Raw genomic sequence first — 20,750 nt, forward strand, 5'->3', positions numbered from 1 at the left:
GGTCCCTGGAGCCAGGATGCCGTCGATTTCGGATGAGACCCACCAGCGCATCACCGACCTCTGCGCCGAGGGAGACGCGGCCGCGAGCGAGGAGGACTTCGAGCAGGCCCTGAAACACTTCAAGGCCGCCCTCGCCCTGATTCCGGACCCCACCCGCGACCATCCGCAGAACACCTGGGTGCGCGCCGCCATCGGCGACATGTACTTCCAGCTCGAGCGCTTCGAGGACTGCTTCAAGCACTTCGTGGAAGCCGTCCACTCCCCGGACGGGCTCGGCAATCCCTTCATCCACCTGCGGCTGGGCCAGAGCGCCCTGGAGCTGGGAGACGAAGCCCGCGCCGCCGATGAGCTGGCCCGCGCCTTCATGGGCGGAGGCGAGGAGCTGTTCGAAGGCGAGGACGCGAAGTACCTGGAGTTCATCCAGTCCCGCCTGCTGCCGCCCGAAGACGCCTGAAGGACCCGGGAACCCGAGCGCTGGTCTCCCCGCATGACCTGGCACTTCACGCGCGTGAGGCATGCACACCCTGAGGCGTGAAGTCGCTCTCATGCGGAGGCGCCAATGACAGGCCAGCAGCCAGACCCCACGACAAGCCCGGCCCAGGCTCCGAGCGCCGCCCGGCCCTTCTTCCCGGAGGGCTTCCGCGAAGGCGACGAGGACGTCAACGGCACGCGGATCCACTTCGTCATTGGCGGCAAGGGCAGCCCCGTCCTCCTGCTGCACGGCTACACGCAGACGCACCTCATGTGGTGGCGCCTGGCGCCGGAGCTCGCGAAGCAGCACACCGTGCTCATTCCCGACCTGCGCGGCGCTGGCGCGTCGGCCGCTCCCGCCCAGGGCTACGACAAGGAGACGATGGCGCGCGACATGCGCGCACTGGTGAAGAAGCTCGGCTTCGACAAGGTCTCCGTCGTGGGCCACGACATCGGCCTGATGGTCGCCTACGCCTACGCCGCCCGGCTCCCCGCCGAGGTCGAACGCCTGGCCCTCCTGGACGCGTTCCTGCCGGGAATCGAGCCCTGGTCCGGCCAGATCATGAGCAGCCGTGACGTGTGGCACTTCTCCTTCAACGGCCCCACCGCGGAGAAGCTGGTGCAGGGGCGCGAGCGCATCTACTTCGACCACTTCTGGACCGACATGGCCGCCAATCCCCAGGCCATCGGCGATGCGGAGCGGCAGGCGTACACGGAGGCCTACGCGGCCCCAGGCCGGCTCCACTCGACCTGGGGCTACTTCCAGGCGATGGACCAGGACAAGAACGACTTCAGCGAGCTGGCCCGCAACAAGCTCCCCATGCCCGTGATGGTCATTGGCGGTGACAAGTCCATGGGCGAACCGCTCGTCGCGCAGGCGCGCGCGGTGGCGGCCCAGGTCGAACCCCACATCCTCCGCGACACCGGCCACTGGGTGACCGAGGAGCGGCCGGAGGAGGTCCGCCAGTTGCTCGGCGACTTCCTCCGGGCATGACACCGGGGCTTCCAGACACGCCTCAGGCCCCGAAGCCCCCCAGCGCCGTGCGGCTGAAGCTGGCCGCGCCCTGGCTGACGCGCACGGCGGACTGGCTGAACACCTGGAACGCCGCGCGGATCTCCTGGGCGCTCTGGCCCGGCGTGAGGATCCACCGGTCCGCGATGCCCATCTCCTGGAACACGCGCCGGAAGTCCGTCACGCCGTCGTCAATGCCCATCGCCGCGACGATGTGGTTCTCCACCCGGTGCAGGTCCTTCACCAGCGCCGCCACGTCCTTCGCCCGGGCCTTCTGCGAGCCCGCGTCCGCGCCGTCGGTAATCAGCAGCGTCACCGTGCGCACCGGCACGCCGTTGCCGCTGAACTCCTGCGCCTTCGCCAGCACCGTGCCCAGCAGCACCACCGCCTGGTCGTACAGCGGCGTCCCCATGTCCGCCGAGTAGTTCCCCGAGTGCATCCGCACCACGTCCTCCAGCGGCCGGAACGGATTGAGCACGTGGCCGTTCAGGTAGCGCGTGTGGAACAGCACGCCGTCCTTCTGCTGGCTCGCCAGCAGCGCATCCAGCACCAGGTTGTGCCCGTCGCACACCGTCTTCGTGTGCCCCGCGTGCGAGATGCTCCCGGAGTCATCCGGCATCACCGTCACCAGCACCACCTCGCTGGCCTGCACGTCGTCCACGTGGATGCCCAGGCCCGCCTGGATTTGCGCCCCCAGGTCCACCACCGTGAGCGTCTGCAGTCCCGCGGGGCTGAGGATGCCCTCCGCGTGCGCGTCCTCGAAGAGCTTCGTGACACCCGTCCCGTTCGCCTTGCTCATGTCCGTGTCTCCCCTCGTGTCCTTGCCAATGCCAGACGTCACGCCAGGTGCAGGTCCGGCCAGCTCGCCAGCGGATCCGTCGACTTCACCAGGTGCATGCCCGCGTCCGCGAAGCGCTTGAGCGCCGCGTCCGCCTGCGGCGTGAAGTCCGCCGCGAAGCCGCCCTTGCCGTCCGGCACCGTCACCGACGACATGCAGTCCGTCAGCAGGTACACCTTGCGAGCCAGCGCCGCGTCCTGCGCGACAATCTCCCCCAGCAGGTCGTCGATGCTGCTCTTCACGCAGTGGCTGGCGGCCTGCCCGCCAATCACCACCGCGTCCGACGTGAGCAGCGTCTTCAGGAACTGCGTGTTGCGCTGCGCGAGCGGCTGGCCGTCATGCCGCATCAGCACCTCCGGCCGCAGCACCGAGTAGTTCTCCGTCAGCGGGTTTCCCCCCTTCACCTCCGCCCACGACTGCACACCCCGAGCGTACGAGTGGAACAGCCGCGCCTCCTGCACCACGCCCGACAGCGCGTGCCCGTCGCTGCCCAGCAGGCAGTGCGGAGGCCACAGGTAGAGCGTGTACTTCCCCGCGCGCTCCAGCTCCTCGCAGTAGAACTTCACCTGCTTGAGCAGCCACGGGTAGTTGCCGCCGCACAGCCACTTCGCCATCGCCGGGTTCGGCCGGGCCTGGCCGCGCTCAATCTGCTCGCGAGTCACTTCACGGTACGGCTGGAGCGGCTGGTCATCCTGGTCCACCCAGAACGACGGGAAGAAGATCTGGTAGGCGAAGTGCGTATCCAGCGTCGCGGTGACGTTCGTCAGCGCGCCCAGGTTCCGGTAGATGAACTCCGCGATGCGGCGGTTGTCGTCGATGGCGCCCCGCCCGCTGCGCCCCGCCACGTACAGCGAGCCGTCCGGGAAGCAGAAGTCCTTCTGCACGTCGATGAGCAGCAGGTGCAGGTTGAAGCGGTCCGTGGCCGCCGCCGTCACGCCCTGCGAGGCCTTCCAGGCCCCGGCCTCCCGCTGGAGCTTCCCGGCGTTCGGCCCGTAGCCGTACTCCGCCGCGTGGTTGGCATTGTAGAACCCGGGCAGCGGCAGTTCCTTCGCATTCGCCTTCGTCATGTCCATCCCCCTGTCTGTGTTTCAAGCCATCCGCAACACGGTGAGGTCCTGAGCCCCCACCACCATCAATCCCTCGCGAGACAGCAGCAGGCCCCGGTCCGCGTCCACGAAAGGCTCCGCGTCCGGGAACTCGCGCACCGCCTCCAGCCGTCCCTGCCGGAGCTCCACGCGCGTCAGCCCCGCGTCCGTGGCGCAGAAGAGCGCGCCCCCCACCGCGCACTTCCCCCGCAGCGTCCCCAGCCACGAGCCGTCCCCCGCGTCGGCCCGGGCGCTCGCGCGCACCGCCCCGTCCGGCCCCAGCAGCACGGCGTGGTGCACCGTGCGGCCCCCGGTCTCCTCCGCGAGCAGCAGCCACACGGAGGTCCCGTCGAACACGGCCTCCGCGTCCAGCAACTGCCCCGACGGCCACGGCAGCGTGAGCCCGTCCCTCAAACCCTTGCGCTCCACGTCGAACAGGAAGGCCCCCCTGAGCCCCGCCGCGCGGTGGAACCCAAGGCCGAACCGGGGCCCCACGAACAGCCGCGTCTGTCCTTGCAGCACGTCGCCCCACCGCTCGGGGCCATACGTGCCGTCCCGCCACAGCCCGCCGCCCACCGCCCAGAACCGGTGGCTGGCATTGGCCGCGAACACCGGCCGGTTCTCACAGACGTCCACGCCCAGGAACTCCGGCCCCCGGCCCGGCATGAACACCGCCACACGTCCGCCCTGCCCCAGCAGCGTGACGTCCCCCTGCACCGCCCAGCGCAGCGACGGATCCAGCGCGCCCACCATCACCGTGCGCCCGTCCTCACGCCGGTACGCGCCGTCCGCGTGGTAGACGAAGCGCACCGTCCCGTCCTCCGCGCTCGCGTGCACCAGCACGCCGCGGGTCGTGAACTTCCGCGTCGCCGTCACCTGCCCGCGCACCGCCGACACCGGCGTGGCCGCCACCGTCGCGTGCGGCTGACACGTGGGACACGAGGCCCGAGCGTGCTCCAGACCGCACGACGCGCACACCGTGAAGCGAAGCCCCTCCAGCACCGGCAGCGGGAACGCGCCGCGCCGGTCCTCCACGAACACCTGGTGGAACAGGTGCAGCAAGTCATCCGGCAGCGATGCCCGGGGCAGCGCGGGCTTGGGATACTGCACGTCCGGATGGAAGACGGTGACGCGCTGGAGCATCCGGCCCACCGCGTTCAGCCGTGACGCACCGGGGGCCTTTGGCTTGTGGATGCCGCCCTGCGGCCCCACGCACAGCAGCGACTGCATCACGGTGACGGCGAAGGCATACCAATCACTCTCCACCGTCGCCGGCCGAGCGGGCGTCAGCGCCTGCGCGCCCGGATCCAACCGCAGCGGGTCCAGGAACTTCTCGGTGAACACCGGGCAGAGGAAGGGACCGAACTGGAAGCTGTCCGCGTCGATGAAGTACGCGTCCGTGCCCACCGTCAGCACGTTCAGGTCGTTGAAGTCCCCCACCACCACGCCGCCCGAGTGCACCGCCCCCAGCACGCGGTGCAGCCCCGCCAGCACCGTCACCGCATCCGCGGCCTTGCCGCCCGCGCGGCGGAAGGCCGGCTCGCTCCACCGGCGCAGCGGCTCCACGCCGTCCAGCTTGCGCATCGCATAGCCCAGCACCTCCACGCCCTTCTTGTCCGTGGCCAGGGCCTGCGGCGTCACCACCCGCGCCGGCAGGCCCGAGGGGAACGCGCGCAGCTTGCGCTGGTGCTCCGCGAGCCGGGCCTTCGCTGCGGCCTGCTCGGGCACGAGCCCCAGGTAGTCCGGGTGCTCGGGCCGCTTGAAGACCTTGAGCGCGCGGCCATCGCCCAGGTCATAGACATCCGCCTCGCCGCCCTTGCCCAGCGCCCGCTGCGGATCCAACCGGACCTTCTTTCCCTCCAGCCAGACGTCCATGGCTCACGCCCTCCCCATCCGGCGGCGCAGCACCACCAGCGTGGTGTCGTCCGTCAGCAGCCCGGGCGAGCGCAACAACCGCCGCTCCGCGAAGTCCGCGCGCACCGACTCGCGGTTGAGCTGCGCCAGCCGCCGTCGCACCGCGTCCGGGTTCGTGAAGTAGCGGTCGTCCGTCCAGAACCGCGACAGCGGCCCCACCGGCTCGTCGCGCTCCGGCAGCCGAGCCCTCTCAAGCCCCAGCAGGTCCCCCACCCCATCCGTGCCCACCAGCAGCGCGTGCACGTCCTCGGTGGGCAGCAGCGCCCGGGGCACCAGCGGCACGTCCTCGCCGCGCAGCAGCGCATACGCCAGATACGGCGGCGCGTTGCCCGGAAACGGCCCCAATGCATGCACCTCGCCGTTGAGCATCCACACCCCGTCCCCTGATGAGAAGACGAGCGTGTGAGCCGGCGTCACCACCGCCCCCACGAGCGTGAAGAGCAGGTCCCCCAGCACGTCCCGCCCCAGCGTGGACACCAAGCCCTCCATCAGCTCCAGCACGTCCCCGCGCAGCCCCGGAAGGAAGTCCGCGCCGTCCACCGCCTCGCCCCGAGCCAGCCGCGCCTGCGCCGCCTGCGCCAGCCGCCGCACTCCCAGCTGTGCCCCCAACTCGCTGCACGGCTGGCTGCCGCATCCGTCCGCCACCACCACCACCAGCCCGTGCTCACTCTCCCGCACGCAGGCGGCGTCCTGGTTGTTGCGCCCCGAACGAGCGTGCTCCCGGCCCTGCACCGAACCCACCGCGACATCGAAGGGCAGCGTGGACATGGCTCTCCCGTGGCCCTCGTAGGGCACGCACGACGCAAGAACCTGCTGGCGAGTGAGCGGCCCCGCGCCGCCCGACTTCGTGTATCTACGACACCAACATAGTGTCCACATGACACGAAGTCAAGGCGACGTGGGACAACCTGTCAGCGGGAGGCGCCAGGTCAGCGGGAGGCGTGGGGGTTACAGCTCGAAGTTGAAGCCGGCCTTCTCGAGCTGTTTGTACTTCCTGTGGTCGAACCGGTAGAGGCGGGCGGCGCGGTGGGAGACGTCCTGTTCCACCTCGTCCAGTTCCTCCAGCAGGTCCATGGCGAGGATCTTCTTGCGGAAGTTGCGCTTGTCGAGCTCGCGCTCCAGGACCGTCTCGTACAGCCGCTGGAGCTGCGACAGCGTGAACTTGGGCGGCAGCAGCTCGAACCCGATGGGCTGGTAGCGCACCTTGCCCTTGAGCCGCTGCAGCGCGGTGGCCAGCACGTCCGCGTGGTCGAACGCGAGCTTCGGCGTGTCCCAGACGGAGAACCACGCCGCCTCGCGCGCGTCGGTGGAGGCCTGGAGGTGGTGCTGGGACAGCTTCACCAGCGCGAAGTACGCCACGGTGATGACACGGCCCCGGGGGTCACGGTCCGGCGCACCGAACGTGTAGAGCTGCTCCAGGTGGCTGGTGCGCAGGCCTGCCTCTTCCTCCAGCTCGCGGCGCGCGGCGTCCTCCAGCGACTCCTCCATGCGCACGAAGCCACCGGGAAGCGCCCACCGGCCCTGGTACGGCTCCACCCCGCGCTGGATGAGCAGCACCTTGAGGTCCTCCTCGTCCAACCCGAAGACGACGCAGTCCACCGTCACCGCCGGGCGCGGGTACTCATAGGTGTGGCTCACGGGGAAACCCTCCGGCCGACATCGTGTCCAGATGACACGGTGCCGGCAAGCGCCTTCGCGCCTGGAGGTGCAGGGCGGCCGGACGGGACTCCAGCCGTTGCCCACGGAGCGGCAGCGGTGGGCCGCGACGAGGCGATTGAGCGGAAACCAGGAAGGTCCATGAACAGCGCCCCCGGCCGGGAGCCGATGTCCGCGGACTGGTCCAACAGTCGGACCAGTTCGCATCGCCCGGCGCCGGAGGGCGCGTCCTCCAGTCCGTCCCGTCCATGTCAGACCCATCTGGTTGGATGCGCGAAGCATCGGCGAGAAGGGCGGCGGAGATGGTGAGGGTGGGGCTGGTGGCGTATGTGGAGAAGCAGATTGAGCAGGACATCGCGCTGGGACGGCTGCCGAGGAACGGGCGGCTGGCCTCGGAGCGGGTGATGGCTGGCTGGTATGGCGTGTGCCGGGGCACGGTGCGCGAGGCCTTGAGGCGGCTGGCGGCACGGGGCCTCGTGGTGCAGCACCCCGGGCGCCAGGCGCGAGCGGTGGCGCTGGACGAATCGCTGACGCTGGAGAACCTGGGCCTGGCGCTGCATGCCGCGCGCTCCGAGGAGGGCCGGCGACTGCTGGAGGGCTTCTTCAGCCTCAAGCGGCAGGTGCTGGTGGAGCTCTTGGCCGACTGCTGCGCGAACGCCTCCGAGTCGGAGGTGGGCCGGTTGGAGTCCGTCTGCTACGCGCTCTGGGACGCGGCGCGCTGGCACCCTGGAGAGCGCTGCGCCCAGTTGGAGTTCGAGCTGCTGCGGCTGGCGGCCCAGGTGGCTGCGCGTCCCGGGCACCTGCTCCTCATCCAGTCTCTGCAACGGGCCTTCAGGGGCATTGCGGCCCGGCTGCTGCCCTTCATGGGTGGCGAAGCCCTGGGCCAGTGGGCCCGGTGCGCGATGCACGCCCTGAGCGAGCGCGACATGCAGACGCTTCAGCACCAACTGCCGCTACTGCTGAAGGCGTGTGATGCGCGGTTGCTCGATCAGGTCGCCCCACGTCCTCGGGAGAATGTCACTCCCGAGCCCCCTGATACGGAGGAGTGCAGCCTCGCCGCCCCTTCGGCGGACACGGCGCGGAATGATGCCCCTTGCGTTGAAACACAGGGCACCTGCGACTCCGTGTCAGCCACTGCGCAGCATGACGCGGCGGAGACATGCCCTCGCGTCGAGGAACATGGCCCTGGCGGCATCACTCCAATCGACACGGCATCGGGAAACCTGTCCGGCGGTCAGACAGGTTCCGACGCTTCGGATCCCGAGGCAGGGCTCACTCACGAGCCTTGCTTCCGCTCCGGATGAGTCAACGGCTCCCTGATCACCGCGGCTAGACGGCGACGAGCCGGCCCAGGCGGCGCCAGTCGACCAGCTGGACGTTCTCCTCCGCCAGGTCGAACTCCAGCGAGCGGCGCATGCCCAGCACGTCGCCGCCCATCTGGAAGGGCACCTCGCGGTCGAAGTCCATCCGCAGGCGCTCCACGAAGAAGTCGTGCATGCGCGGCATGGGGTGCTCGCCGCGCCACAGGCGGAACATGTTGCGCGTGGCCTCCATCACGCCCGCGCCGTACACGCGCACCGACAGCCGGTGCGGCACCGCCTGCGCGAACGGGAACGCCTTGAAGCCAAAGCCCCACTCCGGCGTCGTCGCCGCGCCCGCCACGCCCGCGGGCCCCTGGTACAGGAGCTGCCCCGTCCCGCCGTTGGGCACCGGCCGCACCGCGCCCGTCGCGTCGATGGTCAGCGCGGACGCGCCCAGGTTGTAGACGGAGACGTTCGGGTTGCCCTCGCCGAACAGGTGGCGCGGCACCGTGCGCGTGAACATGGCGCCCAGGTAGCCGCGCAGGCCGGACTGCGCCTTCTTCAGCGGCCCGGCGGAGGCGAGCTGGTTCTTGAAGTCCTGGATCATCTCCGCGTCCCAGCCCGTGCCCGCGAAGGGCGCCACCCGGCCCTCCACACGGACCAGGGAGAAGGGACGCAGGGGCGGCAGGCGCTCGCCGTACGCGGCGATCTGCTTCAGGGCCACGTGGGGACGCGGCGCACCGGTGACTCGGGCCCAGGCGTTGCCCGTGCCCAGGGGCAGCACGCCAATGGCCGGCAGGGCGACGCCCTGGGAGCGCAGCTCGTTGAGCAGGCCGGTGATGGTGCCGTCCCCCCCGCCCGCGAGCAGCAGGCTGGGCGGGTCGTGGCGGAGCTGGTCCACCCACTCCCGCGCCTCTTCCAGGGAACGGGTCAGGGCCACCCGGGCCCGGGGGAGCAGGTCTCTGACGAGCCCGCCCATCCCCTCGGTCCCTTTACGCGCACGCAGATTGACGAGGACGGCGATGTTCATGGCGGGCGCGACTCTTCCCCAGTTCATGTCATGGCCCCGTCACGAAAAGCGCCCCGGCATGGGGACACCCCTTGGGAACATGGTCATCACGCTCCCAGGGCGTGGGCGAGCCGCGCCTCCAGGTATCGCTCGGCCGCACGCCGGCGCAGCGTCACCGCCGCGGCGGCCAGTCCGCCGGCCACCAGCAGCCGCCTCAGCCATGTTTTTCCGGTGCCGTGGTAACCACCCGACACCGAGTCCCCCTCCGCCATGGGCCGGAAGACGTTGCCGGAGGTGGGGCCCTGCCGCTCGTTCTTGAAGTGCAGCACGTCCGTGCCGGACTTCATGGTGCGCTCGAAGGTGCCGGGGAGCAGGTTGTGCATCGCGGAGAAGCTCTTGCCGGAGCCGCCGACCAGGACCTCGTCCTGGGGGTGGCGCAGCACGCGGAGGATGGTGCGGGCCACGCGCTCCGGGGTGTAGACGGGCTCCACGGGGCGGATGCGCCAGCCGGTGTAGTTGGCAGTGTGGCGCCAGAGGGGCGTGTCGATGGCGGCGGGCATCACCGTGCACACGTCGATGCCCGTGTTCATCAGCTCCTGGCGCAGCGACGCGGAGAAGCCGCGCACCGCGAACTTGGAGGCCACGTAGGCGCTCAGGTACGGCGCGGGCACGGTGCCAAAGGTGGAGGACACGTTGACGAGCGTCCCGTAGCCCTGGCGCCGGAACTGGGCCAGCGCCGCGCGGGCGCCGCTCACCGTGCCGAAGAAGTTGGTCTCCATGAGCTGGCGGAACGCCTCGTCCGGCGTCTCCTCCAGGCTGCCCAGCATGTAGACACCCGCGTTGTTCACCCAGCCGTCGAAGTGGCCGAAAGCCTCCACCGCGGCCTCCGCCAACTGCCGCACCGCCGCCGCGTCCGACACGTCCGTGGGCACCATCAGGGCCTGGACGCCGTGGGACTCGCACTCGGCCGCCAGCTCCTCCAGCGGCTCCTCCCGGCGCGCGGCGAGGACGACGTGGGCGCCCTTCTTCGCCAGCAGCAGCGCCGTGGCCCGGCCAATGCCGCTGGAGGCGCCCGTGATGACGATGACCTTCTCTTTCCAGATGCGATCCATGGAGTGGGGTCCTTGTGGCTGGCTCGACGGCCCCCGGAAGGGCCCGAGCGTTCAAAAGGGTCGGTGGGCGACAGGTCCATGACGCCGCACGTCGGAGAAGGTGGGGATGGACAGGACGTCCTACCCGGGCCACCGGCGACTCACCTGGAGGGCAGCCAGCGAGGCAGGGGGCCCGGAATCCGGACGGAGGTCCACATGCGGGACCGGGAGGCAGAGGCCGGGGGTCGCTGGCCTGGAGGGTGGGCAGTCCGGTAGAGGACGGAACGCGGCCTGCAACGCCGGTCCGGCCATCCCTTCCACTCCCTCGTGCCCATGTCCTTCCGACCGAAGCCGTCCGCGTTCGCGCTGCTGCTGTGCCTGCTGTGCGCCACCGCCCTAGAGGCCGCGCCGCAGCGGCTGGTGGTCTCCAGCGGAGACTGCCGGGACGCGGAGCTGAGCGGCCAGTCCAAGGCGTTCTACGACGCCCTGCGCGCCCGCCCCGAGCAGCGCGTGCTGGGCGTCCCCGAGTTCGCCGAGCGCCTCTTTCCCGCGGCCTCGCGCTCCTTCGAGGACCTCCAGCGCCAGCTGGACGCCGCGCAGGACCAGTTCTACGAGGGCCGCAACGCCCGCGCGACCCAGTTGCTGGACGACGCCCTTCGCGACATCCGCCGCCTGCCGCCGGGCGAGCCGCGCTGGAAGCTCTTCGCCCACGCGCAGCTCTTGCACGGGCTCAACCACCGGGCGCTGGGGCGGACGAAGGACAGCGACGCGGCCTTCCTCCAGGTGCTGCGCCTCCAGCCGAAGTACCAGCTGGACCCGGACCAGTACGCCCCCTCCCTCCGGCAGGCCTTCGAGAAGCTGCGCCGCGACCTGGCCCGGATGCCCAAGGTGAAGCTGTCCCTGAAGTCCACGCTGCCTGCGTCGGACGTGTACCTGGAGGGCCTGGGCGTGGGGCAGACGCCGCTCACGCTGGAGCTGCCCGCCGGGGCGTACGAACTGTCCATGGTGAAGGGGGACGCGGTGAGCTTCCCCCGCCAGGTGCAGGCGCAGGGGGCGGACACGCCGCTCCTGGTGGACCTGGCCTATGAGGGGTCGGTGACGGCCGCGCCCTTCCCGTGCCTGGCCGCCTCGGACGGCAACGAGGAGCGCACCTGGAGCCACGCGGTGCGCCTGGGCGGCACGCTGGGCGTGGAAGAGGTCATCGTCGTGCGGCTGGAGCGCCCCAGCAGCGGGCCCAAGTGGTTCGCCGCCACGGTGCTCAACGTCGAGGGCGGGCAGAAGCTGCGCGAGGGCGGCTTCAAGACGCAGGGCCTGGACGCCCCCGGGGAGGCGCTGTCCGCGCTGGTGGACTTCGTCACCACCGGTCGCTCGCCGTCCAACCTCGTGGTGATGAACAGCGCCAACGGCAAGGCGCCCTGGGACGCGGGGAGCCCCCGGGGAACGGCGGCCTCCGGCTCCGGCACGGGCGCGGACCTCACCGCGCCCCACCTCTTGTCGGAGGAAGACGCCCGCGGCGCGGCCGCGCCCCAGACGGGCCTGCGCACGGCGTCGTACGTGGCGGTGGGCGCGGGCGTGGCGGCGCTGGGCGGCGCGGGCGTGGTGCGGCTGCTGGCCCAGAAGGACCTGGACGGCCTGGAGGACCGCCGCGCGGCCAACGGCGGACAGCTCGTCAGCACGGACGCGCGGGCCGTGGCGCTGCGCGACTCGCTCGTGGGCAAGAGCCACCTGATGACGGGGCTGCTCGTGGGCGGGGGCGCGGCGGTCGTCACCGGGGCGGTGCTCTTCCTCGTGTCCTCGCCCGCGAAGGCCCCGCCCGTGACGCTGGGGGTGTCCGCGGACGGGACGGGCGCGGCGGCGAGCGTGTCCGGATCGTTCTGAGGGGACGTTCCAGGCCGGAGGTTCCTTTCCGGGAAGCACCGGGCGCGTAGAGTCGCGCCCCATGCGCGCTTCCCTCCTGCTGTTGCTGCTCACGGCGAGCACCGCCCTCGCCGCGCCCCGGACGTTCCGCGTCGACTACTTCCACACCGGCAACGCCACCGAGGAGCGCTTCAGCCTGGAGCGGCTCGTGGTGGAGCCGCTGCCCTGGCCGGGCCACCCGGCGCGGGCCCTCGACGAGACGAACCTGGGCAAGTACCTCTTCGAGGTGCGGGACCGGGGGACGAACCGGCTCCTGTACTCGCGCGGCTTCGCCTCCATCTTCGGCGAGTGGGAGCTGACGGACGAGGCGAAGGGGGCCCACCGCACCTTCAGTGAGTCGCTGCGCTTCCCCTCGCCGGACCGCCCCGTCCAGGTCGTCCTGAAGAAGCGCGACGCGCAGAACGCCTTCCGCGAAATCTGGTCGGTGGGGGTGGACCCGAAGGACCCCTTCGTGGACCCGTCCTCGCCGCCCGCGCCGGGCCCGCTGCTCAAGCTGCTGGAGAACGGGCCGCCGCAGGACAAGGTGGACTTCCTCATCCTGGGGGACGGCTACACGGAGGCCGAGCGCCCCAAGTTCGAGAAGGACGCGCGCAAGCTGGTGGAGACCCTCTTCAGCTACTCCCCGTTCAAGGAGCGCAAGGCGGACTTCAACGTCTGGGGGCTGATGCCCAAGGCGGCCGAGTCCGGCATCTCGCGGCCGTCCACGGGCGTCCACCGCCGCCCGCCCCTGGGCTCCACCTACGACGCCTTCGGCGCCGAGCGCTACATCCTCACCTTCGACAACGAGGCGCTGCGCGACACCGCCGCGTTCGCGCCCTACGAATTCGTTGAAATCCTGTCCAACGGCAACACCTACGGCGGCGGCGGCATCTTCAACCTCTTCAGCACCGTGGCCGCCGACAGCCTCTGGGCCCCCTACGTGTTCGTCCACGAGTTCGGCCACCACTTCGCGGGCCTGGCGGACGAGTACTACACCTCCGCGCCCATCTACGGCGCCGCGCCCGCGGAGCGGGTGGAGCCCTGGGAGAAGAACGTCACGGCGCTCCACGACCCGTCCCAGCTCAAGTGGAAGGACCTGGTGGCCTCCGGCACCCCGCTGCCCACGCCGTGGAACCAGCCCGCCTATGACGCGCATGCGCTGCAGGTGCAGCAGCGGCGGCAGAAGATCCGCTCGGAGCGCAAGCCGGAGGCGGACATGGACGCGCTGTTCGTGTCGCAGCGGGACTGGGAGGAGAAATTCCTGGGCACGCAGAAGTTCTCCGGGAAGGTGGGCGCCTTCGAGGGCGCGCACTACGAGGCCAAGGGCTACTTCCGGCCCCAGATGGACTGCATGATGTTCACCCGGGACCGGGTGCCCTTCTGCGCGGTGTGTCAGCGCGGAATCACCGAGGTCATCGACCTGTACGCGGGTCCACCGTCCGCTCCAGCACGGAAGAGTCCCTGACTTCCTTTGATTCCCAGGCCCCTGGGCGTCCTTTCGGGTGACAGGGACGTAGCAGGTGGTTGGGCAAATGGACGCCCCTCGGTTTTCGGGTGTAAGGGGGACCGCATCTGGAGTCTGGACCCCATGGGAGGCATTCACATGCTGAAGCGGAGCCTGAAGCGCAGCTGGCTGCCGGCGCTCGTGTCCACCGTGTTCGTCACGGTTGGCACGGGTTGCGGCGACGAGTGTGTCGATCAGTTCGACTGTCGTGACAAGGGCGCGGCCCCCGCGGGTCAGGTCTACGCCTGCGTGGAGAACAAGTGCGAGCTGCGCACGGTAACCACGCCGGGCGAGGACGCGGGTACGGAGGAGGATGCGGGCACCGGGACGGACGCGGGCACCGGCACGGATGCCGGCACGGACGCGGGCACCGGCACGGACGCGGGCACCACGACGGACGCGGGCACGGGCCCCCAGGCCTGCAACCCGGCCTGCTCGCTGACCGAGTCCTGCAACCTGGAGACGAACACCTGCACGCCGTCCAGCGTCACCACGCCGCTGGCGGACACGAGCGCGCAGATCGCCGCGTTCGTCGCGGCCCCGGCGGGCGCGCTGACCACGCCGCAGCCGGTCAGCGGCGCGTTCGTGACCTTCATCAAGCCCGCGGTGGCGGGCAGCGCGGCCGCGGAGGCCGACGGCTTCTTCCTCCAGGCCGAGGCCAACGGCCCGGCGATGTTCGTCCGCGGCTCCGCGTCCACCACGCCGGTGGCCGTGGGTGACCGCGTGACGCTGAACGTCACGGAGAAGGAAATCCTCAACGGGCTCAACGTGGCGAAGACGGTCACGGACCTGACCGTGGTGAGCAAGAACCACGGCGTGTGGAACCTGAGCACCGCGACGCCCGCGGGCCTGAAGGTGGACGTGAACGCGGTCAGCACCTTCGAGGACGCTGGCACGACCAGCACCTACGAGAGCCGCCTGGTCACCGTGTCCGGCAAGCTGGGCGGGACCGGGGCGGGCAGCAGCAGCGGCGCGGCCTTCACCGCCTTCCCGGTCGTCACCACGGGCGAGCCGTCCCCCAGCCCCCTGCTCCTGCGCGTGCCATCCACCGTGTCCTCCTACCTGGACATGGTCGCGGGCTGCGACGTGGCGGTGCCCACCGGCGTCGTCTGGCGCTTCAACGCCCAGCCCCAGGTGTCCGTGTTCGCGCCGGAGCAGCTCAACGTCACCGGCTGCCCGGCCCCGACGCTGGCGAGCGCCTTCGCGACGACGCTCACGCAGGTCAAGGTCTCCTTCAGCCGTTCGGTGGACGCGGCCAGCGTCACCGCGGCGCCGACGCAGTTCACGTTCAGCGGCGGCCTCCAGGCGCAGAGCGCGACGGTCAGCGGCCGGGACGTCCTGGTGACGACCACCGAGCAGGTCCCGGGAACGGACTATACGGTGTCGGTCGCCAACACCGTGAAGGACACGGTGGGCAGCGCGGTCACCACCCCGAACTCGGCGACCTTCAAGGGCTTCCGCACGGGCGCCGTGCTGCGCATCACCGAGGTGCAGCCCAGCGCGACGAACAGGCTGGATCTCGTGGAGCTGCAGGTCATCAGCGCCGGTACGACGGCGGGCCTCCTGCTGCAGCAGGACGTGAACTCCGCCGCGACCCTGGCCACATTCCCGGACGTGAGCGTGGCCAAGGACGACATCATCGTGGTCCACATCAACGGTACGGGCGAGAGCGAGACCACCGCGAAGAACCAGTTCCCCACCAGCAGCAACGCGGCCAACTTCGACACGGCCTGGGACTTCAAGGGCGGGACGACGGACATCACCTTCTCCAGCCGCGTCCTCCTGGTGCGTGACGCGCAGAACGCCATCCAGGACGCGGTGCCCTTCGCGCGCAACGCGCCGAACCAGCCCGGGGCCTTCCCGGGCAACCTCCAGGCCATCCAAGCCGCCGGTCAGTGGTCGCCCGCGGACTGCACCGGCGCGCCGTGCACGACGACCTCCTCGCCCACCGCGGCGGCCGTCTCCGCGGACTGGACCAACGTGCCGGCGAACAACGCGACGCCGGCCAGCAGCACCGCCCGTCGCGTCAGCGCCACGGACACGAACACCGCGGCCGACTGGGCCGTGGGTGCTCCGTCCTGGGGTGTCGCGAATCCGTAGTCGCCGCGTCTGACACCCTGCCGTGACAGAGGGCCGCGTTCCCCCACCGGGGAGCGCGGCCCTTCTTCTTGGATGACAGAGGGGTGTGTCACTCTTGGAAGCAGTGGGGTACACCGCCCGTCATTGCGATGGGCCGTGGTCCCCTTCCGGCATCTGGGCCGGATGACTTCCATGTCCCTCTCGCGCCTCGTCCCACCCCTGCTCGCACTGCTGCTCGCCGCGTGTCCCGGCTCCACGCCGACGAATCCGGAAGGGCCTTCCGACAGCTCCGCCGACAGCGGCGTGCCCGGCGATGGCGGCACGTCTGGCGATGGAGGTGCCTCCACCACCGACAGCGGCGTGCCTTTCGACGGCGGGCTGCCTTCCGACGGTGGCTCGCAAGGTGACGGCGGGCTGCCTTCCGACGGCGGCTCGAAGGCCGACGGCGGCTCGCAGGCCGACAGCGGCGTGCCGAGTGGCGGTGGGGGTGCGACGCTGGAGGTGAACTCCCCGGGGCTGGGGGACGGCCGCGTGGGGGAGCCCTATTCCGCGAGGCTCAGCGCCTCCGGTGGTCAGGCGCCGTTCACCTGGAGCTTCACCGGAACGCTGGCCGCGGGGCTCACCCTGTCCCCGGACGGCGTCCTGTCCGGCACTCCCACCGCCGCGGGCATGACCATCTTCGACGCCAACGTGCGCGACGCGACGGGCGCGACCGCGACCAAGCAGGTGGTGGTCATCGTGCAGCCTCCGCTCACGCTGTTCACCGTGGGGCAATGGAACCTGGAGTGGTTCGGCGCGCCCAACCAGGGCCCGGTGAACTCCACCTCCGACGGCGGCTGGAGCGACGACCTCCAGGTCACGGGGGCGACGAAAGTCATCGGCGGCGCGTGGGCCCACGTCTGGGGCCTGGTGGAGATGGTGGACACCGCGGACTTCAACACGCTCCTGTCGGGGCTGCCGAGCACCTACAACGGCTTCCTCGCCAACAACACCACGTACGTCCTCAGCGGCGCGTCGCAGTACTCCGCCGGCGAGCAGAAGCCCGGCATCCTCTACGACACCACCTTGCTCACCTACCGCGGCGCCCAGGTCATCCTCACGGCGCAGGCCGCGGACTTCGGCGGGCGCCCGCCGCTGCGCGTGGACTTCACCACCCGCGTCCACGGCGAGGACGCGCCGCTGACCGTCATCGTCACGCACATGAAGGCCTTCGAGGACCGGACGTCCTACGACCAGCGCCAGCGCGCCGCGGCCGCCCTCAAGGGCTACCTGGACCAGTGGCTGCCCACGGCGCGCGTGATGGTCATTGGCGACTGGAACGACGACCTGGACCACTCCATCACCACGCAGAACGGCGTCGCGCTGGCCTCGCCCTACCTGAACTTCCTGAACGACCCCACGCACTACACCTTCCCCACGAAGGTGCTGACCGACGCCAACACCCGCACCACCACGGAGTACGACGACGTCATCGACCACACGCTGGTCACCGACGAGGTGGCCGTGGACGCCGTGCCCGGCGGCGTGCAGGTGCTCCGGCCCGACGCGACGATTCCGGACTACGCGCGCACCGTCAGCGACCACTACCCCGTCCTCACCCGCTACGACCTGAGCGGCGTCCCCGGTCCACGCGTGCGGCTCACCGCGCCCCTGGGCGGCACGTTCGTCACGGGCACCCCGCTGACGTTCACGTGGCACTCGGTGGGCATGACCACCGTGCGCATCGAGGCTTCCTATGACGGCGGCCACACCTGGAACGTCGTGACCGCGTCCGTGAGCGCGGCCGCGGGCACCTTCAGGTGGACCGTGCCCGCCGTGGAGAGCGACCTGGTGTGCCTGCGCGTGGTGGACACGGCCAACGCGTCGCGCTTCAGCATGAGCACCCAGCGCATCTGGTTCACGCGCGCGCCGCCCCGGGTCATCATCAACGAGGTGCTCGCCAACGAGCCCGCGCTCCCCGGTGGCACCGCGCACGAGTTCGTGGAGGTCTACAACGCGAGCTCCGTCCCGGTGGACCTGTCCGGCTGGAGCCTCTGGGACGCCATCAACTGGCAGCACTTCTTCGCGCCGGGCACGGTGCTGCAGCCAGGCCGGCCCCTGGTCGTCTTCGGTGGGCCCGCGGGCTTCACGCCCGGCACGCCCGACACGGTCGCGTCCTCCGGCGGGACGCTGAGCCTCAACAACACCTCCGACATCGTGCAACTCAAGCGCGCGGACGGCGGCGTGGTGGACAGCGTGGAGTACTTCAGCACCGTGGACGCGGTGTCCATCAACCGCTCGCCGGACCTGTCCCCGGACGCGGGCTTCGTGCCGCACACCACGCTGACGCCCGGGCGGCAGTCCTCACCGGGCCGGCGCGCGGATGGCGGCGCGTTCTAGTCAGCGCAGCGGCGGGGAGCCGGGCTCGGGCGTCCTGCGCTCGGGCACCGCCTCCACGTCCCGGGCGATCCACTCCTGGCCCTGGTCCTCGTAGGTGACGCGGATCTCATCGCCCTCGGACAGCTCGCGCAGCTGCACGTTCTCTTCATTGCGCCGCAGCCGCGTGGCCTCGTCCACGCGGACCTCCTGCTCCTGACCGCGGCCGTCCACGAAGAGCACCTCGTCGTCGCCCACCCAGGACACCCGGCCCGCGGCCCAGCCCATGGGACGCTGCTGGGACCCGGAGCCGCCCGTTCCCTCGGCGGCGGCCGGAGCGGGGGACGCCTCGCCCTTCACCTCCGCGCCCGCGGCCTTCAGGGCATCCGGATCCACGTGCTCCTTGGAGGCCATCAGCCCGCGCAGCACCTCCGAGCGTCCCTCGCGGTGCTTCGCGGAAGGCCCCGGTGACTTCGCGTCTCCGCCGCCGCACGCCGTCAGTCCCCCGAGGCTCCCGAGCCCCAGGAGGCCCAGCACCAGCAGGCCCGCCGTCCCGCGCATTCCCCGCATTGGCCACGTCCTCCCGCGTCGTGCGAAGCGGCCCGCGTCCTCCATGGATTCCCCCTCCATGGCGGCACGGGCCCGTTCTCTCCTCACGGGGAAGATGCGCTCGCCCCGCCCCTCCGGGAACCACGAAAGTCCGGGCCTGGACCCGGCCCACGGGAACGACGCCCCTCCCGGCAGGAGGGCAGGCAAGCGCGAGCCACCCTGGCCCTGGATGCCCGCCGCTAGCGCGGCGCCTGGCCGCCGCCCAGGAGCCAGTCGCGGACGGCGATGAAGCGCGCCGTGGGGGCCGCGGCCTTGCGCCAGGCGACCCAGAGCGTGCCCCGGGGGCGCCTCGCGGAGCGCCGGCCCGGCTCCGGCGTGAGCGTCACCACGCGCTTCTCCCGCACGGCGGGCGCCACCAGGTAGTCGGGCAGCACCGCCAGCCCCGCGCCCGCCTCCACCAGGGCCAGCATCTCGTCCAGGTTCGCGATGCGGCACACCACCTGCGCCGGCAACGGCTCCCTGGGCCCGAAGGCGGAGCGCCACCAGGGCGCCAGCATCGCCAGGTCCGCGTCGAAGGCGACGAAGCGATGCGCGCCGTAGTCCCGGGCCGTGCGCGGCGTTCCCCAGCGCTTCAGGTACGCGGGCGCGGCCACCGCGACGAACGCCTCCTGCGCCACCGGCCGCACCTCCAGGCCGGGCGCGTCCGGCAGCAGCCCGAGGATGCCCAGGTCCAGCGCCCCCTCCAGCAGCAGCCGGGACACGCGGCTGGGCACATCGAAGCGCACGTCCAGCCGCAGCTCCGGGTGACGCGTCAGCAGGCCCGGCAGGCGGGGCCGCAGCCAGTACCGGAAGAAGGGCCAGGGGCCGCCCAGGGACACCTCGCCGCGCACCGCGCGCTGGGCTTCGGAGGCCTCCTCCAGCGCCGCGTCCAGCGCGGGCAGGTATTCCCCCAGCCTCGCGACCAGGGCGGCCCCCGCCGGGGTGAGCCTTGCCCTGCGCCCCACCCGTTCGAACAACGCCACCCCGGCGTGCCGCTCCAGCGCCTTGAGCTGCTGGCCCACGGCGGACGCGGTGATGCCCAGGCGCGCGGCGGCGGCCGCGTGCGTGCCCGCCCGGCTCACCTCCCACAGCGTCCAGAGCGCTTCGTGATTGCCAAGCATGGCTTCAGTTTATGTGAAGTGCCTCTCGGTTTTCTTGGGAAGGGGCCGGACGTATTCCTCCCCCATCGCCCCTGCATGGACAGGGGCTTGGAGGAGACGTCCCATGGAAGCACTGACCGCCGTGAAGGTGCTGCTCATCGTCACCAGCCACTCGCAGTTCGGGAGCACCGGAGAGAAGACGGGCTTCTGGCTGGAGGAGCTCGCCGCGCCGTACGAGCAGTTCGTGAAGGCGGGAGCCCAGGTGGACATCGCCTCGCCGCTGGGGGGCAAGGCGCCCGTGGATCCGCGCAGCGAGAAGGAGTCCACGGAGGACACGCGCGCCTTCCTCGCGGACGCCGAGGCGACGAAGAAGCTGGCGAACACGCAGGTGCTCGCGCAGGTGAAGGACACGTACGACGCCTACTTCGTGGTGGGCGGGCACGGCGTGATGTGGGACCTGTCGCAGCACGCGCCCACGCACCAGTTGCTGTCCTCGGGCTACGCGCGGGGCGCGGTGGTGGCGGCGGTCTGCCACGGCCCGGCGGCGCTGGTGGGCGTGAAGGGCCCGGACGGCAAGCCGCTGGTGGCGGGCAAGCGCGTGGCGGGCTTCAGCAACGCGGAGGAACAGGCGGCGAAGTTCGACGCCATCGTCCCCTTCCCGCTGGAGACGCGGCTGCGCGAGCTGGGCGCCCGCTACGAGTCCGGCCCGCTGTGGAAGAGCTTCACGGTGCGCGACGGGCGGCTGGTCACCGGGCAGAACCCGGCGTCCTCCGCCGCCACCGCGCGGGAGGTCCTCAAGGTCCTGGCCGAGAAGAAGCAGCAGGCCCCGGCCCCCAAGGGCTGAGGGCCCG

The 20,750-nt window shown here is 71.1% G+C and carries 17 protein-coding genes; 8 read left to right on the top strand and 9 right to left on the bottom strand.

The window, feature by feature from the left end; all coding sequences use genetic code 11:
• Nucleotides 1-16: 16 nt before the first annotated feature.
• Both JYK02_RS20855 and JYK02_RS20860 read left to right on the top strand, forming a co-directional pair.
• On the top strand, nucleotides 17-454 hold the full coding sequence (locus tag JYK02_RS20855) for a tetratricopeptide repeat protein (protein ID WP_207053459.1): 438 nt from the start codon (nucleotides 17-19) through the stop codon (nucleotides 452-454).
• 105 nt (nucleotides 455-559) lie between these two features.
• A complete protein-coding gene (locus tag JYK02_RS20860; RefSeq protein ID WP_207053461.1) occupies nucleotides 560-1,465 on the top strand; it encodes an alpha/beta fold hydrolase in 906 nt (301 codons plus the stop codon).
• A gap of 22 nt (nucleotides 1,466-1,487) precedes the next feature.
• Here JYK02_RS20860 and JYK02_RS20865 read toward each other — a convergent pair whose 3' ends face one another.
• The 5 genes from JYK02_RS20865 to JYK02_RS20885 form a co-directional block, all read right to left on the bottom strand.
• Nucleotides 1,488-2,282, bottom strand: coding sequence for a hypothetical protein (locus tag JYK02_RS20865; protein ID WP_207055370.1), 795 nt, complete (start codon nucleotides 2,280-2,282; stop codon nucleotides 1,488-1,490).
• Between the two features lie 38 nt (nucleotides 2,283-2,320).
• Nucleotides 2,321-3,388 carry a nicotinamidase gene (locus tag JYK02_RS20870; protein ID WP_207053463.1) on the bottom strand — a complete coding sequence of 356 codons (1,068 nt, stop codon included), beginning with the start codon at nucleotides 3,386-3,388 and terminating at the stop codon, nucleotides 2,321-2,323.
• A 21-nt stretch (nucleotides 3,389-3,409) separates the two neighbouring features.
• Nucleotides 3,410-5,281, bottom strand: a complete 1,872-nt coding sequence (locus JYK02_RS20875) for a hypothetical protein (protein ID WP_207053465.1) — start codon at nucleotides 5,279-5,281, stop codon at nucleotides 3,410-3,412.
• A 3-nt stretch (nucleotides 5,282-5,284) separates the two neighbouring features.
• A complete protein-coding gene (locus JYK02_RS20880) occupies nucleotides 5,285-6,088 on the bottom strand; it encodes a protein phosphatase 2C domain-containing protein (protein ID WP_207053467.1) in 804 nt (267 codons plus the stop codon).
• Nucleotides 6,089-6,268: 180 nt separating this feature from the next.
• The gene (locus tag JYK02_RS20885) at nucleotides 6,269-6,958 is read right to left on the bottom strand and encodes an NrtR DNA-binding winged helix domain-containing protein (protein ID WP_207053468.1); all 690 of its coding nucleotides are present in this window, start codon (nucleotides 6,956-6,958) and stop codon (nucleotides 6,269-6,271) included.
• 287 nt (nucleotides 6,959-7,245) lie between these two features.
• Between JYK02_RS20885 and JYK02_RS20890 the strand changes: the two genes are divergently transcribed.
• Entirely contained in the window at nucleotides 7,246-8,280 is a 1,035-nt protein-coding gene (locus tag JYK02_RS20890) for a FadR/GntR family transcriptional regulator (protein ID WP_242588828.1), read from the top strand.
• A 25-nt stretch (nucleotides 8,281-8,305) separates the two neighbouring features.
• Here the strand turns inward: JYK02_RS20890 and JYK02_RS20895 are convergent, their stop codons facing one another.
• Nucleotides 8,306-9,307, bottom strand: coding sequence for a diacylglycerol/lipid kinase family protein (locus JYK02_RS20895; protein ID WP_207053469.1), 1,002 nt, complete (start codon nucleotides 9,305-9,307; stop codon nucleotides 8,306-8,308).
• A gap of 86 nt (nucleotides 9,308-9,393) precedes the next feature.
• Nucleotides 9,394-10,398, bottom strand: a complete 1,005-nt coding sequence (locus tag JYK02_RS20900; RefSeq protein ID WP_207053470.1) for an SDR family NAD(P)-dependent oxidoreductase — start codon at nucleotides 10,396-10,398, stop codon at nucleotides 9,394-9,396.
• Between the two features lie 312 nt (nucleotides 10,399-10,710).
• Here JYK02_RS20900 and JYK02_RS20905 point away from each other — a divergent pair, with 312 nt between their 5' ends.
• The 4 genes from JYK02_RS20905 (at nucleotide 10,711) to JYK02_RS20920 (ending at nucleotide 18,235) form a co-directional block, all read left to right on the top strand.
• A complete protein-coding gene (locus JYK02_RS20905; RefSeq protein WP_207053471.1) occupies nucleotides 10,711-12,255 on the top strand; it encodes a PEGA domain-containing protein in 1,545 nt (514 codons plus the stop codon).
• 61 nt (nucleotides 12,256-12,316) lie between these two features.
• Nucleotides 12,317-13,738: an IgA Peptidase M64 gene (locus JYK02_RS20910; RefSeq protein WP_207053472.1), complete on the top strand. Its 1,422-nt coding sequence runs from the start codon at nucleotides 12,317-12,319 to the stop codon at nucleotides 13,736-13,738.
• A gap of 138 nt (nucleotides 13,739-13,876) precedes the next feature.
• On the top strand, nucleotides 13,877-15,877 hold the full coding sequence (locus JYK02_RS20915) for an Ig-like domain-containing protein (RefSeq protein ID WP_207053473.1): 2,001 nt from the start codon (nucleotides 13,877-13,879) through the stop codon (nucleotides 15,875-15,877).
• Nucleotides 15,878-16,048: 171 nt separating this feature from the next.
• Complete coding sequence (locus JYK02_RS20920) at nucleotides 16,049-18,235, top strand: lamin tail domain-containing protein (protein ID WP_242588829.1); 2,187 nt, start codon at nucleotides 16,049-16,051, stop codon at nucleotides 18,233-18,235.
• Here the strand turns inward: JYK02_RS20920 and JYK02_RS20925 are convergent, their stop codons facing one another.
• Nucleotides 18,236-18,781: a hypothetical protein gene (locus JYK02_RS20925; protein WP_207053474.1), complete on the bottom strand. Its 546-nt coding sequence runs from the start codon at nucleotides 18,779-18,781 to the stop codon at nucleotides 18,236-18,238.
• Nucleotides 18,782-18,999: 218 nt separating this feature from the next.
• On the bottom strand, nucleotides 19,000-19,920 hold the full coding sequence (locus tag JYK02_RS20930; RefSeq protein WP_207053475.1) for a LysR family transcriptional regulator: 921 nt from the start codon (nucleotides 19,918-19,920) through the stop codon (nucleotides 19,000-19,002).
• A gap of 103 nt (nucleotides 19,921-20,023) precedes the next feature.
• Between JYK02_RS20930 and JYK02_RS20935 the strand changes: the two genes are divergently transcribed.
• On the top strand, nucleotides 20,024-20,743 hold the full coding sequence (locus JYK02_RS20935) for a type 1 glutamine amidotransferase domain-containing protein (RefSeq protein ID WP_207053476.1): 720 nt from the start codon (nucleotides 20,024-20,026) through the stop codon (nucleotides 20,741-20,743).
• Nucleotides 20,744-20,750: the final 7 nt, after the last annotated feature.

It is taken from the genome of Corallococcus macrosporus, assembly GCF_017302985.1.
In the GTDB taxonomy this organism is placed as follows: domain Bacteria; phylum Myxococcota; class Myxococcia; order Myxococcales; family Myxococcaceae; genus Corallococcus; species Corallococcus macrosporus_A.

Coding starts and splice junctions, on each gene's coding strand:
- JYK02_RS20925 (WP_207053474.1), bottom strand. CDS start 18,781: ATGCGGGGAATGCGCGGGACGGCGGGCCTGCTGGTGCTGGGCCTCCTG.
- JYK02_RS20890 (WP_242588828.1), top strand. CDS start 7,246: ATGCGCGAAGCATCGGCGAGAAGGGCGGCGGAGATGGTGAGGGTGGGG.
- JYK02_RS20870 (WP_207053463.1), bottom strand. CDS start 3,388: ATGACGAAGGCGAATGCGAAGGAACTGCCGCTGCCCGGGTTCTACAAT.
- JYK02_RS20875 (WP_207053465.1), bottom strand. CDS start 5,281: ATGGACGTCTGGCTGGAGGGAAAGAAGGTCCGGTTGGATCCGCAGCGG.
- JYK02_RS20915 (WP_207053473.1), top strand. CDS start 13,877: ATGCTGAAGCGGAGCCTGAAGCGCAGCTGGCTGCCGGCGCTCGTGTCC.
- JYK02_RS20920 (WP_242588829.1), top strand. CDS start 16,049: ATGTCCCTCTCGCGCCTCGTCCCACCCCTGCTCGCACTGCTGCTCGCC.
- JYK02_RS20855 (WP_207053459.1), top strand. CDS start 17: ATGCCGTCGATTTCGGATGAGACCCACCAGCGCATCACCGACCTCTGC.
- JYK02_RS20865 (WP_207055370.1), bottom strand. CDS start 2,282: ATGAGCAAGGCGAACGGGACGGGTGTCACGAAGCTCTTCGAGGACGCG.
- JYK02_RS20910 (WP_207053472.1), top strand. CDS start 12,317: ATGCGCGCTTCCCTCCTGCTGTTGCTGCTCACGGCGAGCACCGCCCTC.
- JYK02_RS20880 (WP_207053467.1), bottom strand. CDS start 6,088: ATGTCCACGCTGCCCTTCGATGTCGCGGTGGGTTCGGTGCAGGGCCGG.
- JYK02_RS20895 (WP_207053469.1), bottom strand. CDS start 9,307: ATGAACATCGCCGTCCTCGTCAATCTGCGTGCGCGTAAAGGGACCGAG.
- JYK02_RS20860 (WP_207053461.1), top strand. CDS start 560: ATGACAGGCCAGCAGCCAGACCCCACGACAAGCCCGGCCCAGGCTCCG.
- JYK02_RS20930 (WP_207053475.1), bottom strand. CDS start 19,920: ATGCTTGGCAATCACGAAGCGCTCTGGACGCTGTGGGAGGTGAGCCGG.
- JYK02_RS20935 (WP_207053476.1), top strand. CDS start 20,024: ATGGAAGCACTGACCGCCGTGAAGGTGCTGCTCATCGTCACCAGCCAC.
- JYK02_RS20905 (WP_207053471.1), top strand. CDS start 10,711: ATGTCCTTCCGACCGAAGCCGTCCGCGTTCGCGCTGCTGCTGTGCCTG.
- JYK02_RS20900 (WP_207053470.1), bottom strand. CDS start 10,398: ATGGATCGCATCTGGAAAGAGAAGGTCATCGTCATCACGGGCGCCTCC.